Below are 17296 nucleotides of genomic sequence, written 5' to 3'. Positions count from 1 at the left end.
CTTTTGTCTGAGAATAATTTATCTCAGCAGGTTATGATTAATTTTGAATATCTGGAAAAACATTTAGACGATTTGCGCTTACAATATCTAACTGCCAGCCCATTTCCGCATTTAATAATTGATGGCTTTTGTGAAGAAGAAAAATTAATAAAAGCGCATAAAAGCATTCCTGAACTCAATAATAAGAGCCGTGATTATTCTTTTGCAAATAATAAATTTGAAAAATCAAATTATAAGGAACTAGGACCTGAGTTACGTGATTTATATGACGACCTTTCGTCTGAACGATTCAATAAAATTATTTCATATATAACCTCAAAAACAATTTTTGTTGACCCAAAGAATCATGGTGGAGGATTACATCAAGGCAAGAAGAATAGTTTTTTAGACATGCACTTAGATTTTAATTATCATCCTTTAAACAAAAATTGGTATCGGGAATTAAATTTACTTTTATATCTGAACAAAGATTGGAAACCTGAGTATAAGGGTGGCTTAAAAATAACCGATTTAAGAACCGGACAAGAAGCAGAACTTGATGTACCTTTTAATCGTTTAATTATTCAGCAATGTGCCCCTTATACACTTCATGGATATGATATGACCTATTTCCCTGAGGGATGTTTTAGAACGTCTGTTGCAACCTACGCCTATCAAATTCATGAAAGGCAAATTGAAAAACCACGAACTACAGATTGGTTTCCTAAGGATGATGCCTCGTTTTTAAAGAAACAATTTGCTAAAAATTATAATTTTTTAGTGAAAACAAAAAATAAATTATTTGGTAGCAACACTGCAAAAAATCAATAACTTGACTTTCAGATTAGCGATACTGTTTTATTAGTCGATATAAAACATCCGCTGATTTTTCCCAGTTGTAATTTTCTTTAATCTTCTGCGCCATTATTTCAAAATCTGAGCTTCGGTTTTCTTCTAAGATCTGGAGAAGTTTTTTATTAAATTCAATCTGATTGTATGGGTCAAAATAAAATTCCTCAAAAAAACTAAAATCTGACATTGCGGTTTTATCCGAACAAATTGTTGGAATTTTAGCTGCTACTGATTCCAGTGGAGGAATTCCAAAACCTTCTGCCACGGAAGGATAAACGGATACATTTGCTCCTCTAAGCAACAACAACATGGTCTGAAAATCGGTGTTTTCTAAGGTAACTACCTGCTCTTTTATTTCAGGACTCAATTTGTCATAAATTTCATTATACTCCTGAGCAACAATAGTATGGTTTCCTAAAAAAAGAAGTTGCTGTTTTTTATATAATTCTAAATCAACAAAAGCTTTTAAAACCATCTGTTGATTTTTTCTTGGCTCCCATCGGCTTACATAAATAATATATTCATTCAAAGCGAATTCTTTTCTGACTTTTGCTTTAATCAATTCTTTGTCATACTCCTTAAAAAAAGCGTCCTCAACGGCATTCGGTGTAATTTCGTAGTTAGATATCCCAAAATGTTGCTGGATTTGCTGTTTAGAATATTCAGAAACAGTTAGTCTAATATCGGCCAATTTAGCACTTTGTCTATATACAATTCTATTGACCATTCTGCTAAAAAACGGGAAGAAACCCGGAAAATCGATAAACAGTACGTCATGGGTTGTAACGATATATTTACACCTTTTAAGAGGGGAAACGATGTACTGAAAATGAGCAAAATCAATTTTATACTTTTTGATAATTTGAGGTATATCAACGAGTAACCTCAAATATTTGTTGTGGTATTTATACTTTATGTAGGTAACATTTGAATGATTACCAAAAATAGACGCTAAGTGATCCGGTTTAGTACTCCCTAAAAAAAAATGAAGTTCCTGTTGTCTGATTAGCTCAGAATACAACCCTTTTAAATAGGTTCTTGTTCCTTGAAAGCCATCGTCAAAAACATGACAATCAACAAAAATACTGATGGTATTTTTACTACTCATTTTCTATGCCTTTTTGACGATTATTTTCCCTTATAATAACTTCTCTAAGCGCTATCAGAAACCCAATTATTATCGATTTATTGTCCAATTTTAAATACAATCCCAGAAAGACCCAGTTGGAAACGATGAGGAAAACACTGGTTCCAATTAATAAATAATTAATGCTTTGTACTGCCTCGATATCCGATCTTTTTTGTCTGTATAAAGCGATCAAAAAAATAAGAAGCAAAAAAACACCCAATAGTCCCGATTTTAAAAACACGGTCATGTATCCGTTGTGCACAATAGGAATATACTGAACGTACTCATGATCATTTGTCCAAACTTTTCTGCCCAAGTTTAGGGTTGAACCTAAGCCTTCCCCGAAAAAAATAGCTCTGTTTCCCTTACTTGAAACCTGTTTTACGGCAATTATATTTTCAAACGATCTGTAATTATCGTTAAAATCTTTCCAGTCATCCTTGTCTATTCTTGTTTTAAAAGCTTCTACGGGAGCAATTTTTACTTTATATAAAAAAGCCTGTATCCCTTTCCCTTCTCTTTTTGGGTTAATGTAAACAATCGCCGTGTAACCTATAATTGCACCCAATGCAACAAATAAAATTACTTTTAAAGATCTCTTACTATAAATTAAATATCCTTTTAAGCCTATATATAAAATTATAAACTGAATCAAATTTGTTCGTGCCAGATACAAAAAGCTTGATAAACCTATTATTACCAGCAATATTCTTCTCTGATTTTTTGAAATTTCTACTTTCAGATTTTTATAAAAAATAAGAATAATTAGTACATAAATCTCATAATCACTAAAATAGCCCCCGTGTTCCCGTAAAAGATTAACACTTAAAGTTCTAAATTCAAGTACCGTAAAAAATAACATTATCAAGTGCATCAAAGCAATCGCTAATCCGGTATACACTATAACCTTTAAGGCCAATTTACTACTGAATCTACAAAGCTGATACCCCACCAACAATCCTAAAATGGGTTTAACTAGATAGGTAAAATCTCTAATGAATAAAAAAACGGTTGTCGCACTGAATAAAGTAGAAACCACTGCAATTAAAAGTATCGCAAGAAAAATAGCACTGTATTTGATAATAGTAACAGAATATTTTCTTTTAATAGTTATCAATAAAGTTAAAACCCAAACGGCAAAAGTGAGTTCGTAATTAGCAAACAAAGAGACTCCGATGCAGAGCAAAAATAAAATCTGATACGGAAAACTTTTATAAATGGTTAAATTCATCATTACTTGCTCAATCTTATTATTGGTTTTAAAACGATGCCATATAATACTATAATCAATATTTCAATGCTTATTGTTGCTATAAAAGCCCCTTGTAATCCAATGTTTTTTACTAATATGAAAAACACAAATAAGCTAAAAAAGGAGGATCCAATTGTAATGTTTATGTATTCCTTATTCCGGTCTAATGCAAAAAGTAATTGTTTTAAAGCCATAGAGATTGCCATAAATATTGGAATAATTAAACCAGTTTTGAAAAACAATGTCATCGATTCTAATTCATTTGAACGAATATTGAAATATAATAAAATTTGCTTTGTAGAAACAACTGCAATAATCAATAATGATAATACTAGTACGTAATTTAAACCATTATACTTAAACCACTGTGAAATTCCATTTTTCAAATTCTTATGAACCTGTAAACAAACATCTGCATAGATAAAATTGAAAAACATTTGCAAATAAGTCCTGAAAGTCATAATAATCTGATCTATGATCCTATACTGTCCTGCCATATTATTTCCTCCCACATAACTAATTATCATAATCGGCAGGTATTGATAAAAGGAAAGAAACAATTGTGAAAATGTTAGGGAAAAATCCTTTTTTAATAGCTCTAAAGCGTCCTTTGAAACATTTTTATAGAGTCGAAGATCATATTTTTTTATCAGACTAATTAATCCTATTAAACTCGCAATTATCAACCCCAATCCCAAAAACGCATTGGCATAAATATAATCACCCTTTTTATTGATAAAAATAAAAACACCGGCCACATAGATAATCTTAGAAGTAATATTAACAAAAGTAATCCATTTATAATTTTCTAAACCTTGAAAAACCCATGTAGGGTTAATGAATTGTCCAATAACATATGAAAAACTAAAGAAGAAAACCGCTTGTTCTTTATTAAAAAAGGGTACAAAACAGATCAGCAAAAAGGCGAGTAACAGTAAGACTACTATCAAAAACAATTTCATTATATATACTGAAACTATTTTTCTTTTAATGATCTCAGGATTGCTTCTGTTAATAGATATTTCTTTGGTTCCGTTAATATACGAACCGTAATCAACCAAAACATTTAATATTAAAGCAAAAGAAAACCCAACGCCAATCTTCCCTAGTCCTTTTTTTTCGCAAATAGCAACCAAATAAGGCATTACCAAAAGCGGACTAACAAGATTAAAGACCTGGCCAATTCCATAAATAATAAAATTTTTAATTCTATTATGCTGCAATACATTTAGATATTTTGATTTAAACAAAATGATATGATTTATTTACAAATTTACTATATGGTCACCTGTCTGTTCTAAAATAATATAAGTTCAACTTAACAAATCATTTTAGATCAAACCTAGATTACCTATTTCAAAAAAAAGAGCCACAAAATATGGCTCTCAAATAGTATGAAATGATCTTATTTTACAATTAATTGTATTTGATCATAAAGTGCTTTCTCAGAATAAAACAACGGATCATAAATTCCTTTTTGAGATTTGATGTTTTGCACAACTGAATTCTTTTTGTCAAGGATTTTAACGCAATCATTCGGAATAAAGTAGTTGAAAAATAGCGAGTCTTTGGCTTCAAAACTTTTGCTGAAATACTTCATCTTAAAATTTTTGACGGTAACTTCTTTTTGTGCTTCATTGGTACCAAAATCAATTCTGAGATAGTTAGGAATTACATCTTCCGGTAAATTAAAAACAATATCTTGTGGATTATCATTCGCTTTTACAGCTACCCAAACCGAATTTTCTTCCTTATAAGGAACATCATACTCGTCTTGACTGTAGTATAACTGAAAATTATCGTCCGTTTTGACTATTGCCGTTAAAGTTACTTGAAAATTATTTTTATTCGTTTCAACTTCAATCGGTTTAATTTCTTCTTTACTAACCTCTTTCTTGCAAGAAATAAAAGTTAATGCTAAAATCAAACTTGTAAAAATTAATTTTGTTCTCATTTTTTAAAATTTTGGCCTAAATTAGTTTTTTAAGACTTAAAAAAATAATGCTTTACATAAACTGATAACATGATCTTTTATGCTATTATTCAGATAAAAATATTAGTTATTATTCTCAATAATCAGCTTTTGTTTTCTATAAAAAGCTCTAAAAAAACTTAAGAAAATATAGCCAAAAACAAACACGAAAGGCAACAATAACTTCTTTTTTCCGTAAAATAAACCTGTTTTTTCAATGTTTAATGTAGTACTTATATCTTTTATAATTTTGTCATAGCCTATTAATTCAAGCCTGTGATATCCCTGTTCTTTAACTAAATCTCCCTTCGTTTTAATAACGTCATTAAGCTGTGTGTTCTCATTATAATAGACCAACTTGTCACTTTTCTGAGAACCATTCACATTTGTAGAAAATTCTTTTAATACATTATTAATTTGAGAAATGGTCGTATCATTTTGTACCATTTTCGCTTTTACATTAATCAAATTTGCCTCCTGAATTTTTTTAAAATACTCTGTTTTATTAAAAAAATTAAGAAGAGATTCCATTATTTCATTATCAATAACTACACTATCTGTAAACACCGAAATCTTATGGTATCGGTAGTTTTTACTTGTCAGATTATCCTCAATGGTTTTTTTAATATCTCCATTATCTGCCATTAACTTGATCAATTCAAAATTTTCAGGTTTATCTTCAATCAATTTATAAATATCCGTTATCGGTTCGATTTCAATATACTTAAATTTTTTAGGGTGCAGAATTCCAACTGTCCCCTTTAAAAAAAGGGTATCACCCTCTTTAATTTTAGAATCAATTAAATTCACTTTAGCATATAGATAATCTGTGCTCTCAAAATTTGGTGCAACAATAATTTGATGCTCATAGCTTTTTTGAGTTTTATCTAAAAACATTCCCAGACCAAAGCCAATTATAACCAAAGCCAAAACAACAATCTTGTTTTTTATAAAAAACTGAATTCCTCTAAAAATTGATGAATTAATCATTTGGAAAAAATCATTTATTTTTTTAGAAATCTGCAACAAATCAATTTCCTGATCTTCTTGGCTTTGAGGTACTTTTGTACTCATCTATAAGTTCTATTTTATGTTAAAAATTTGCTCTAAAATCTTAATCGTGATCAAATAAGTAGGTTTTACACCAGTCGTTCCAAGTCCTCCTGAAGCTAAGGTGCTTCCTGTTTCTAATGGATTATCTGATGCATAATAAGCGTATCTTACTTTGATATCGTGTGGCACACTTTTTCTGATTTTTGATGCCGATTGTATTGCTTTTTGATAATAAGAACCTTCCATTTCAAGACCAATCACCCCCCAGGTCGATTCGTGAAAGAATTTTAACAAGTCTCTGTTCTGCAAGGATGTTCCTAAAACAGTTACCATAGCGCCTTCAAAAACGGCAATGTCATTTCCTTCAAACATGGCTCCTGTTAATTCATTTTCGAAGAAATAATTATCCGCAGTTCCTTCATTTATATGGGCAGTCGGAATCATGATATCTCCTTTTCCACCCTCTAAAATTCCGGCTTTCCCCATTATTGACACTGATTTTACTTCTAACAAAGTGTCTTTTTTGAACGGTTTTAAAAGTTCATCAATGGTTTCATACGCTTGTTCTCCAAAAGCATAATCCATTACAATGATCACCGGTTTTTCTTCCTCCAGTTTTGCTTTTGGAAAAGCTGTTTTTGTCCAGTCAATTTTTGCGGTATCAAAAATCTGAACGTCAATATTGGTTCCTGAGGTATCCAATAACGAAATCATTCCGTTTTTCAATGCTAGGTCTTCAACTCCTTTTCTGGTTTCTTTAGCACCTGATTTACTTAACTCTTCATAAATAAAGAAATCAGATTTGTCCTTGAATTTTGTTTTCAACAACGGAGTTGCAAAAATAGAATTCATTACACTGTGCATGTTGGCACTAATAACGTGTATTGGACGCTTCAACAGATTATTTGCTTTTAAAACTTCCTTAATATTTGTTGCCCAGATCTCTCCGTGAATATGGTGTCCTAAACGCTCTCGTAAAACCGGACTAAAGGTAATCGTACGTTTATTGTTGTCAATTACTTCTTCGATTGCTAGTTTTCCTAACCAATAAATAACATGTAAAAAACGATCCGGAACGTCATCTGAACCAAAAGCATCATAAATATCCAAAACCTCTTCGAAGGTTCTGCCTAAAATATTCGCAACATGCGAGATGGCTTTTTCCTTTTCTATTAAAGATAATTTTTTGGTTTGCATTACGGCTTGCTCCAATTTCATCCAATCGCGTGAAACTTCGCCTCCATCATCCAATAAAACTCTGTTTTTTATTTTATGTGATTCAATGAAAATAAACGTCAAATGCGTAAGTATATCGTAAATATCTGAACGACCACGTGTGATTTCAACATTCATTTGCTCCTCATCAATGCGGTAACAGTTTCTTCTTCTTTTTGGAGGAACAATCGCTTGAAAATGTGATTTAGAATACCCTTCATCTGAGGTTAAATTAATAAATCGGCATTGTTCAATTCCAATTGGAAGACGTTCTATTACGTACAAAAGTCCATTTAACTCTACTTTCTCTTCAGCAATGTTTCCATAAATTTCCGGACGAAGCGCCAATAAAGATTCACGTAAACTATCCCCTGAGACTCCCATTGGTTTGTAAAAACCACGGTTGAATAAATGACGCATGGTAATGTACATTTTTTCTATCGCTGCTGATGATTCCTGTGCTCTTGATCTTGATATGTGTTTTGTCTCTTTCATTTTATTTAATTTTCAAACTTATAAATAATAAGCTGTATTTCTATTTTAAATTATCCGCTATATCCCTATTATTTGATAGTCGTGGAATTTTATTTTGTCCGCCTAATTTTCCCTGTGATTTCATATAATCCTGAAATCCGTTTTTCGAAACTTTTGTCACCACTACTTTTCGCAAAACATTCCCGGTAATCAGATCATCGTAATAAATGTTTTGCTTTCGCATTGCGTTATCAATTGCTTCTTCAAAGACTTCCATACTTTCCGGCTCTGTTTCAAACTCTACAAACCATTCGTGATACGGTAATCCGCTTGACGGTATGATTTGTGGTGCAACTGTAAATTCGTTAATTACGACTTTTGTTCCTTCTGTCGCCTCTTTCATTGCATTTTCTACTTCGTTGGCAATAACATGTTCTCCAAAAGCAGAAATATAATGTTTGATTCGGCCTGAAACAATCACGCGATGCGGAAACAAGGTAGTAAACTGAACGGTATCTCCAATATTATATCGCCAAAGTCCTGCATTTGTAGAAATAATCAATGCATAGTTTACTCCAATTTCTACTTCGCCAACTGTATAACTTTTTGGGTTATTTTCGAAGAATTCATCTGCTTTGATAAACTCATAAAAAATTCCCGAGTTCAGTAACAAAAGCATTCCTTTAATTTTTTGAGAATCCTGATAGGCAAAAAAGCCTTCAGAGGCCGGAAACAACTCAATGCTGTCTACTTTTCTGCCAATCATATTTTCAAACTTGGCCCGATACGGTTCGTAATTAACTCCGCCGTAAATAAACAAATTAAAATTTTTGAATAACTCTCCTATTTTTTTTCCACCGCTTTTTTCCTGCAAACGCTCAAAATACATTTGAACCCAAGATGGAATTCCCGAAATAATGGTCATATCCTGTTCAATTGTTTCTTCAACAATAGCATTTACTTTGGTATCCCAATCTTCGATGCAGTTGGTTTCCCAGGATGGCATTCGGTTTTTTTGCAAATATTTCGGTACAAAATGTGCTCCAATTCCAGATAATCTGCCAAATTTAATTCCGTATTTCTCTACTAAAATAGGGCTTCCTTGCAGAAAAATCATTTTTCCGTCAACAAAATCTGCATTTCCACTTTCGTAGATATAATGCAAAATCGCATTTCGGGAAGCTTCAATATGATACGGCATTGATTCTTTGGTCAGCGGAATGTATTTTGCTCCGGAAGTTGTTCCCGAAGTTTTTGCAAAATAAAGAGGCTTTCCCTTCCACAATATGTCCTTTTCGCCCATTCTAACCTTATCAATGTACGGTTTTAAATCTTCATAATCCCGAATTGGAACTCTTTTCTTAAAATCGTGAACAGACTTTATTTTATCAAAATGATGATCAACGCCAAACTGAGTTTCTTTAGCACTTTGAATTAACTGCTTAAAAACTTCTTGCTGGGTTTCGACCGGTTTATTGGCCCAGGCAAATGTTTGATAGTATATTTTACTGGCAAATAATTTTGCCGCTACAGCTTTAATAGACATCCTTTATGATATTATTTCTTCTCTTTTTTATTTTTATCTCTAATTTTTCCGTTCGACTCCTTCTCTGCTTTATTAACTTCTTCCCTTAATTTAAGCTCTTCTTCTGTAACTTTCATATTTACTTCAGCAGCTTCATCGGTTTCTGCGAGAATGGAATCTTTATTGAATTTTGCATACTCCAATTCACCCCTCAGCACTTTCTGAACTCCTTTTATATAAGCCTCATTTTTCTTTAAGGCTCTTTCTAAAGAATCTGATTTTATGGCTAACTCCGTGGCATTTCGTTTCAATTCAGAAGAAGAATATCCCGGAATAAACTCGCGCAGTGGTGTAAATGCAATGATGAAAGTAGTAATTAAAATCAAAAAAATACCGCCTAAGGAGAAAACAACAAACACATTCATCAAGGTCAGTTTCAACGAAAACTGCTCTTCGAAAGTATCTTCATTCAAAATAATTAACCGGTTTTTGATGAATAATTTTTTTCTGAAATTGAATTTCTTCCTGGCCATTATCGTTATTTATTGCGAGCAAATATAAGAATTAATCATCTTTCTGATACCTGCCAAAATTAAGGGAATGTTCGTAAATTACTATTTTATGGAATATTTAACGCCTATTAAGATAAAAAATTACGAGCAAAATCATTTCCCGTATGCTAATTCTATATACCTTTGCCTAAAATTAGATACAAATTTGCTTCGGCATTAAATATACAATCATGGGAAGATTAGGTCTTACAGAAATCCTCGTAATAGTAGGTATTGTGATATTACTTTTTGGAGGTAAAAAAATTCCAGAATTAATGAAAGGTTTAGGAAGCGGAATTAAGGAATTTAAAAATGCTGCCAAAGACGATCAATCTGCTCCTGCTGCCAAAAAAGAAGAGGAAGAAACAAAACAATAGTTTTTTTAAACGTATTAAAAATCCCAAGCTACACTGTAGTCTTGGGATTTTTTTTATTTCAAAAATTCCAATAAATTTGGAATTTGGAATTTCAAAATTGGAATTTTTTTAAAGTACCATCGTCAATTGAATCCTTTTTCTGTCCTCATCAACCTCCGTTACTTTCACATCAACATGTTGATGCAGTTTTACCACTTCGTTTACATCGCTCACGAAACCTGCTTTTAGCTGCGAAATGTGAACCAATCCGCTTTCTTTAATTCCGATATCAACAAAACAGCCAAAATTGGTAATGTTATTCACAATTCCCGGTAAAATCATTCCGGTTCTAACGTCTTTGATTGATTTTACATTGGCATCAAATTCAAAAACCTTCGCAGACTTTCTAGGGTCTAATCCGGGCTTTTCAAGCTCTTTTATGATGTCTTTTAACGTTAGTAAACCAATTTCAGGTGTAATATAGTTTTCGGCCTTAATTAGGGCTGTTTTCTCTTTGTTGGCAATTAAGTCGTTTACGGAAAGTTTCAGATCTTTTGCCATTTTCTCTACCACCGGATAAGCTTCCGGATGCACAGCCGAATTGTCTAACGGATTTTTTGCATTCGAAATTCGGATAAATGCCGCTCCTTGCTGATACGCTTTCTCGCCTAAGCGAGGCACTTTTTTTAACTGTTTTCGATCTTCGAAAGGGCCGTTTTCTGAACGGTATTGCACAATGTTTTCAGCCAGCTTCTCTCCTATTCCACTCACATAACTTAGTAAATGTTTACTTGCCGTATTGATATTGATTCCCACTGAGTTCACGCAACGAATTACCGTATTGTCTAATTCTTCTTTAAGTTTCGTTTGGTCAACATCATGTTGGTATTGTCCTACTCCAATTGCTTTTGGATCGATTTTTACCAATTCAGCCAAAGGATCAGAAAGTCTTCGCCCGATAGAAACCGAACCACGAACGGTAACATCATAATTTGGAAATTCTTCACGCGCAATTTTTGAAGCGGAATATACCGATGCTCCTGCCTCAGAAACAATAAATACCTGCAGCGGCTTGTCAAACGCAATTTTTTTAATAAAAAACTCCGTTTCTCTTGAAGCCGTTCCGTTTCCGATTGAAATGGCATCAATCTGATACGCATTTACCATTGAACGGATTTTCTTGATTGCCATGGTTTCCTCATTTTGAGGGGCATGCGGGTAAATAGTTTCGTTGTACAACAAATCACCTCGTTCGTCCAGACAAACTACTTTACAACCACTTCTAAAACCCGGATCTATTGCCAGAATTCTTTTTTCACCTAAAGGCGGTGCTAGTAACAACTGTCCTAAATTATTGGCAAAAACCTGAATAGAATTCGCATCGGCTTTGGCTTTGGCTTCCTGGAGGGTTTCATTTCCAATTGCCGGATTTAACAAGCGCTTATAACTGTCTTCAATCGCCAATTGTAAATGTGCAGTGGTGCTATTTTGTTTTTTGATCACAATTTCGTCTATTATATCATAGGCTTCATCAAGATCCACTTCGATTTTCATTTTAACAAAACCTTCATTTTCTGCACGAAGCATTGCTAATAATCGGTGTGAAGGCGCTTTGGTTAAGGGTTCGTCCCAGTCAAAATACTGACTGAATTTCTTGGCATTTTCATCTTCCTCCTTCTTTTTTACCACTTTTGTAGCGATCGTTGCTTTGCGCTGATATAACCTTCTAAGTTGTTTACGAACATAAATATTCTCATTAATCCACTCTGCAACAATATCACGAGCGCCTTGCATTGCAGCTTCTTCATTAATAACATTATCATTAAGATATTGCGTCGAAATAAAATCAACGTCAACATCATTTTGCGACATTATAATTTTGGCCAATGGTTCTAAACCGAATTCACGGGCTACATCTGCTTTTGTTTTTTTCTTCTTTTTAAAAGGAAGATAAAAATCTTCTATCTCCTGTAAATCAAAACTTTGTTCAATTTTTTGCTTCAATTCCGGCGTAAGCGCTTTTTGTTCTTCGATAGATTTTAAAACTGCTTCTTTACGTTTTACAATCGTATCATACTCTTTCTGAAGCTTCGCAATTTGTTCAATTACCACTTCATCCAGATTTCCCGTCGTATCTTTTCGGTAACGGGAGATAAACGGAATTGTACAATCTTCGTCTAATAATTTTACCGTGTTTTGAATGTTGATCGCTGCTGTTTGAACAGACTTGGCAATGAATTGAATATTAGTCATTATTTATTGTTTTAAAAAAGATATAAAAACTGCGAGATTTAACAAGAATCTCGTAATTTTTATAATTTATAAGATTTTAAAATTTTATTAAACTGTTTCGCTTTTATAAAATTGTGTTTTATTTTGTTCACTTGTATTTTTTCGAGAAAACCTAAACTTTCAAGATTGTTAAGATCTGATCTGGCGGTAAAATTTGATATTCCAAACCTGTTTTCCATTTCTTTACTACTTAAAACTCGATCCGAATCTTCATTTAAAATTTTTAAAATTTGAGCCTGACGATCATTTACGTTCGGTATTTTAATAAATTTTGCTGCTTGAATCACTTCATTTTGTTTTCTGCTAATATACTCTTTCAAAGCAATAAAAGCTTTTTCCATCGTTTTTATGTGATACGTAATAAAATAAGTAAGATCGTTTTGATCTATTTCCGAATATAAAAACGCTTTCTCATATTGAATTTTTGTATCTTTTATAATTGTCGAAATAGTTAAATATTCTGTAAGCCAATACCCATTTTTAAGCATATACCAATAAAATAGGGCACGTGCTGTTCTTCCGTTTCCATCTGTAAATGGATGTATCCAGCCGATCATAAAATGAATGATAATACCTTTAATTATCGGATGAATAAATGTTTTTTGTTCTTCATTAAAAAAGACACATAAATCATTCATTATTAATTCAATTTCTTCCTTTTTTGGAGGTATATGAACTATTTCACTATTAGAATAATTTACAACATAAATATCATTATTCTCTCTGAATTTCCCCTCCTCTTCAATGGAATCTAAAGTATTATTAGCTATTAGCTTATGAATAAAAAGAAGTTTTTCCGGCGTTAAATCATCATTTTTATGCTGAACAATATACTTCATTGTAGCATAATTGTTCATAATCATCTGCTCTGATTTATTTTTTGGCTTCCGTTCTTTTTGGATCATCTCCTTGGCAGCTTTTCGGGTGGTATTTGCACCTTCCATTTGGCTACTGGAAATAGCTTCTTCCATTATTGAACTTATCAAGAACTTATTCTTATCCGTTTCTGTTATACCTACATTACTCCCTAAATTACCTCCAATATTTAAATCAAATTGATGCAAAAGTCTTAGAATATAATCCGTAACATTAAAATTAAACTGATAGGTTCCAAACAGAATATTTTGTTTATTGAACGATCTGGATAATTTAACAGCATTCCAATACTGTTCAGGTTCAATTGATTTGGTTTTATATTTTACTTTATCCCAATACAAATAGTCATCATTAATTTCCTTCAATTCACCTGATAATGTAAGTTGCTTAAGCAAATCGATAGTGCTAGTGTCATATTTCGATATGGGTGCATGCTCTAACATAAAACTATTTTTATACTAAATTAGTAAAAAATGCGAGATTCAAGACAAATCTCGCATTTTTTACTAATTTTATTCTCTTTTTTAAAATCAAAATCACACCTGATTATTCCTTTAACTAAATGATATCTTTGTTTCTAATTTTAGTCCCATGAAAGTTTTATTACTCTATTTTTTAATTGTAAATAGTCTCGATTTTCTCATCGCCGGATATGATAAATATCTGGCAATCAAAAATAAACGCAGAATTCCCGAAAATACATTGTTTACAATGGCCTTAATTGGCGGCTCAGTCGGATTATTACTGGCAATGATATTGTTTAGACATAAAACGAGTAAAATCTCTTTTATTGTAAAGTTTTTGATAATTATTCTAATTCAAGCCTTAATAGTATTCCTAAAAATAACGAACAAAATCTAGTTATTAACATTGTTAACAACTGCAAAAACAAACCATAAAAAGTTGAAATTAAAGTAATTAAAACTAATAAACCGGGTGAATTTATAAAATCCGCCCGGTTTATTCTATTTCTTAAAGTGCGAAGCACCCGATTTTTTTAATCTTTACTGACAAGCAATTTTATTTACTCTATTTTGGTGCCTCCCACCTTCAAATGCTGTAGTTAAAAACGTTTCAACTATTTCTACAGCCTGAGGAATAGAAGTAAAACGTGCCGGAATACTAACAATGTTAGCATCATTATGTAAACGGGTTAAATAAGCAATTTCTTTAGTCCAGCAAAGACCAGCTCTAACTTTTGGGTGTTTGTTTGCTGTCATTGCTATTCCGTTTCCACTTCCGCAAATTACAATTCCGAAGTCAGCTTTTCCCTCAGATACATCAGTGGCCACCGGATGTCCAAAATCAGCATAATCAACAGAATCCTCAGAATCAGTTCCGTAATTGGTTACTTCATATCCTTTTGCTTTCAACATCGCAACAATTGCTTTTTTATACTCTGGTCCTGCGTGATCGTTTCCTATCGAGATTTTCATTTTTAAATACTATTAAGTTGTGTGGCACAAATTTAACCAAAGAATTTTGAAGTAAATCTATTTCAAAAGAAAAGTTGAACACGGATTACACTAATTTTCACTAATTCCTCTTTTTAAAATTACAGGAATAGACATTTTATGAAATTTGGGAAAATTAGCGCGATTAGTGACTGAAATAACTATTTAATTTTCAATATCTTAACGTTATTAACAATTATTAATATCTATATAAATCACTGATAATCAAGATATAATTGGTGCACTTTTATTATAAACTAACTTAAAACCTAAAGCTCAACACGGATTACACTAATTTTCACTAATTCCTCTTTTTAAAATTGCAGGAATGGGCATTTTATATAATTCGGGAAAATTACCGCGATTAGTGACTGAAATAACTATTTAATTTTCAATATCTTAATGTTATTAACAATTATTAATATCTATATAAATCACTGATAATCAGAATACAAATAATACAGTTTTATTATAAACTAACTTAAAACGTAAAGTTCAACACGGATTACACTAATTCCTCTTTTTAAAATTATAGGAATGGGCATTTTACGAAATTCGGGAATGAAATAACTATTTAATTTTCAACACATTAAGGTTATTAACAATTATGAATATCCATATAAATCACTGATAATCAAGATACAAATAGTGCATTTTTATTATAAACTAACTTAAAACGTAAAGCTGAACACGAATTCTACCGATTTTCACTGATTTTTCTTTTTAAAAATTACCTAAATAGGTATTTGATAAACACTTTTTTCCAATTAGTGAAAATTAGTGCAATTAGTGGCATAAAAGTATTATATAACTATCTTATTTTAAGTTAATTAACGTTATTAACAATTGCTAATATCTATATAAATATCTGATAATCAATACATAATTAGTGTATTTTATTCTAAACCATATCCTATTTATTACCTATATCTAACTCATTGATACTAAACATAACAAACCCTAAATAAAATAACTTAAAAATATAAAGTTAGCCACAAATTATACCAATATTCACTAATATTTCTTTTAAAACTACAGAAATACACACGTTATCAATATTTTTTTTCAATTTGCGGTAATTCATGTAATTCGTGGCAAAAAAAAGAAAAATAACTACCTAATATTAAATGCGTTAACGTTATTAACAATTATCAACATCTGTATAAATTACTGATAATCAATATATCAGTAATACATTTTATTTTTAACCAATTTTAAAAGAAAAGTTTGCCTTGAATTACACCAATTTTTACCAATTTTTCTTTTAGAATTTATAGAAATAGCCACTTTATAAACACTTTTTTCAATTCGTGGAAGTTATTGCAATTCGTCGCGAAAAAACATCTAATACAACTGCCTTAATTTCAAAATGTTAACGTTATTAACAATTTTAGTATCTCCATAAGAAGCTGATTATCAATTAAGAATAAACAATGTTTTTGTTAAAATTTTAGAATGTTAATACTGAAACCTAATTCATTGATATTCAGTTAACCTTAAATTAACATTATCTGTTAATAACTAAAGATAGAAAATTAGAAGTTTTTTTTGGTCGTGTCAAAAAAAAACCTAATCCAAAACCGGAATGAAATAACCTAATAAAGTTTCATGAATTTTTAGAAAAGTTATCAAGATCAAAAATACCATTTTCAACAAAAATCGACATATGAACTTATCTACAAAATCAATTCATTTTAGGTTGTCAACCGTTGTTAATTAAAATTCAAAAAGTCTTAAAAACTAATCCTTTAACAAAATATAAGTATGTTGATAACTCTAGATAACTAAGAGAAACTTCATTTCAATACTTTTAAAAATAAAATTATTGTACCTATTAACACGCTATAATAACAACCAAAATTTAATTAAATTTAAAATTTCTTTTTTGTTGTATTTAATATATGTTGACAACTTTGAAAGTTTAAAAAGAAAAAAACTGAATTTGAGTTTTCAGATTGATTTGTAATTGAAATTGATTTTTGAAATTGTAAATTGTTTCAAACGATTTTCAAAGGATTGTTGAGATTGTCCAGGATTTCCTGAACTTGTTCGAAATCGTTGGGATGTACTTTGAGTTTGATTCCACCCAGCGCTGCAGAGTAGAAGGGAACCACAGATAAGGTGATTTCGTTTTCAAAAAAATAAGGAATTCCTTCTTGCTCCAGTAAGTGTTTGAGAATTACCGTTTCGTGCTCGAAATTGAATATGGCAATCGTTTTAAAGGTTTCCATAAAAGGTCTTTTTGTAAAGATACGAAAGTTATATTTTTAATAATTCTATTTGTTAAAATCTGTTATCTGATATCTTATTTGTAAT

General features: G+C 31.3%; 15 protein-coding genes. 3 read left to right on the top strand and 12 right to left on the bottom strand.

What is annotated here, in order from left to right; all coding sequences use genetic code 11:
• Nucleotides 1–3: 3 nt before the first annotated feature.
• Nucleotides 4–810, top strand: coding sequence for a 2OG-Fe(II) oxygenase (locus ACHRV3_RS15220; RefSeq protein ID WP_230004082.1), 807 nt, complete (start codon nucleotides 4–6; stop codon nucleotides 808–810).
• Between the two features lie 13 nt (nucleotides 811–823).
• Here ACHRV3_RS15220 and ACHRV3_RS15215 read toward each other — a convergent pair whose 3' ends face one another.
• From ACHRV3_RS15215 to ACHRV3_RS15180, 8 genes are all read right to left on the bottom strand, one after another.
• Nucleotides 824–1939, bottom strand: a complete 1116-nt coding sequence (locus ACHRV3_RS15215) for a glycosyltransferase family 4 protein (protein WP_395435275.1) — start codon at nucleotides 1937–1939, stop codon at nucleotides 824–826.
• Nucleotides 1932–3194, bottom strand: a complete 1263-nt coding sequence (locus tag ACHRV3_RS15210; protein ID WP_395435274.1) for a hypothetical protein — start codon at nucleotides 3192–3194, stop codon at nucleotides 1932–1934. The genes ACHRV3_RS15215 and ACHRV3_RS15210 overlap by 8 nt, the downstream gene beginning before the upstream one ends.
• Complete coding sequence (locus tag ACHRV3_RS15205) at nucleotides 3194–4462, bottom strand: oligosaccharide flippase family protein (protein WP_395435273.1); 1269 nt, start codon at nucleotides 4460–4462, stop codon at nucleotides 3194–3196. The genes ACHRV3_RS15210 and ACHRV3_RS15205 overlap by 1 nt, the downstream gene beginning before the upstream one ends.
• A gap of 155 nt (nucleotides 4463–4617) precedes the next feature.
• Complete coding sequence (locus tag ACHRV3_RS15200) at nucleotides 4618–5166, bottom strand: hypothetical protein (RefSeq protein ID WP_047774608.1); 549 nt, start codon at nucleotides 5164–5166, stop codon at nucleotides 4618–4620.
• 102 nt (nucleotides 5167–5268) lie between these two features.
• Nucleotides 5269–6258 (bottom strand): hypothetical protein, encoded by a 990-nt coding sequence (locus ACHRV3_RS15195; RefSeq protein WP_395435272.1) that lies wholly within the window; start codon nucleotides 6256–6258, stop codon nucleotides 5269–5271.
• Between the two features lie 9 nt (nucleotides 6259–6267).
• The gene (locus ACHRV3_RS15190; protein WP_047774606.1) at nucleotides 6268–7947 is read right to left on the bottom strand and encodes a DUF6909 family protein; all 1680 of its coding nucleotides are present in this window, start codon (nucleotides 7945–7947) and stop codon (nucleotides 6268–6270) included.
• A 40-nt stretch (nucleotides 7948–7987) separates the two neighbouring features.
• On the bottom strand, nucleotides 7988–9472 hold the full coding sequence (locus ACHRV3_RS15185) for a GH3 auxin-responsive promoter family protein (RefSeq protein WP_230004071.1): 1485 nt from the start codon (nucleotides 9470–9472) through the stop codon (nucleotides 7988–7990).
• Between the two features lie 11 nt (nucleotides 9473–9483).
• Nucleotides 9484–9984 (bottom strand): peptidase, encoded by a 501-nt coding sequence (locus ACHRV3_RS15180; RefSeq protein WP_230004069.1) that lies wholly within the window; start codon nucleotides 9982–9984, stop codon nucleotides 9484–9486.
• Nucleotides 9985–10193: 209 nt separating this feature from the next.
• On the opposite strand from ACHRV3_RS15180, the gene ACHRV3_RS15175 reads away from it, so the two are divergent.
• Complete coding sequence (locus ACHRV3_RS15175; RefSeq protein WP_047774603.1) at nucleotides 10194–10379, top strand: twin-arginine translocase TatA/TatE family subunit; 186 nt, start codon at nucleotides 10194–10196, stop codon at nucleotides 10377–10379.
• A gap of 108 nt (nucleotides 10380–10487) precedes the next feature.
• Here the strand turns inward: ACHRV3_RS15175 and ACHRV3_RS15170 are convergent, their stop codons facing one another.
• Together ACHRV3_RS15170 and ACHRV3_RS15165 are read right to left on the bottom strand one after the other, a co-directional pair.
• Nucleotides 10488–12611 carry a Tex family protein gene (locus ACHRV3_RS15170; RefSeq protein WP_395426249.1) on the bottom strand — a complete coding sequence of 708 codons (2124 nt, stop codon included), beginning with the start codon at nucleotides 12609–12611 and terminating at the stop codon, nucleotides 10488–10490.
• Nucleotides 12612–12670: 59 nt separating this feature from the next.
• The gene (locus tag ACHRV3_RS15165; protein ID WP_395435271.1) at nucleotides 12671–13969 is read right to left on the bottom strand and encodes a Fic family protein; all 1299 of its coding nucleotides are present in this window, start codon (nucleotides 13967–13969) and stop codon (nucleotides 12671–12673) included.
• Nucleotides 13970–14117: 148 nt separating this feature from the next.
• On the opposite strand from ACHRV3_RS15165, the gene ACHRV3_RS15160 reads away from it, so the two are divergent.
• A complete protein-coding gene (locus tag ACHRV3_RS15160; protein ID WP_395435270.1) occupies nucleotides 14118–14387 on the top strand; it encodes a DUF1294 domain-containing protein in 270 nt (89 codons plus the stop codon).
• 143 nt (nucleotides 14388–14530) lie between these two features.
• On the opposite strand, the gene rpiB is transcribed toward ACHRV3_RS15160, so the two are convergent.
• Together rpiB and ACHRV3_RS15150 are read right to left on the bottom strand one after the other, a co-directional pair.
• Complete coding sequence (rpiB, locus tag ACHRV3_RS15155; RefSeq protein ID WP_395435269.1) at nucleotides 14531–14962, bottom strand: ribose 5-phosphate isomerase B; 432 nt, start codon at nucleotides 14960–14962, stop codon at nucleotides 14531–14533.
• A gap of 2015 nt (nucleotides 14963–16977) precedes the next feature.
• On the bottom strand, nucleotides 16978–17211 hold the full coding sequence (locus tag ACHRV3_RS15150) for a DUF2007 domain-containing protein (protein WP_047774592.1): 234 nt from the start codon (nucleotides 17209–17211) through the stop codon (nucleotides 16978–16980).
• Nucleotides 17212–17296: the final 85 nt, after the last annotated feature.

The sequence above is a fragment of the Flavobacterium sp. FlaQc-49 genome, from assembly GCF_044005985.1.
GTDB lineage: Bacteria > Bacteroidota > Bacteroidia > Flavobacteriales > Flavobacteriaceae > Flavobacterium > Flavobacterium cupriresistens.
This window is presented reverse-complemented; position numbering and strand designations above follow the sequence as displayed.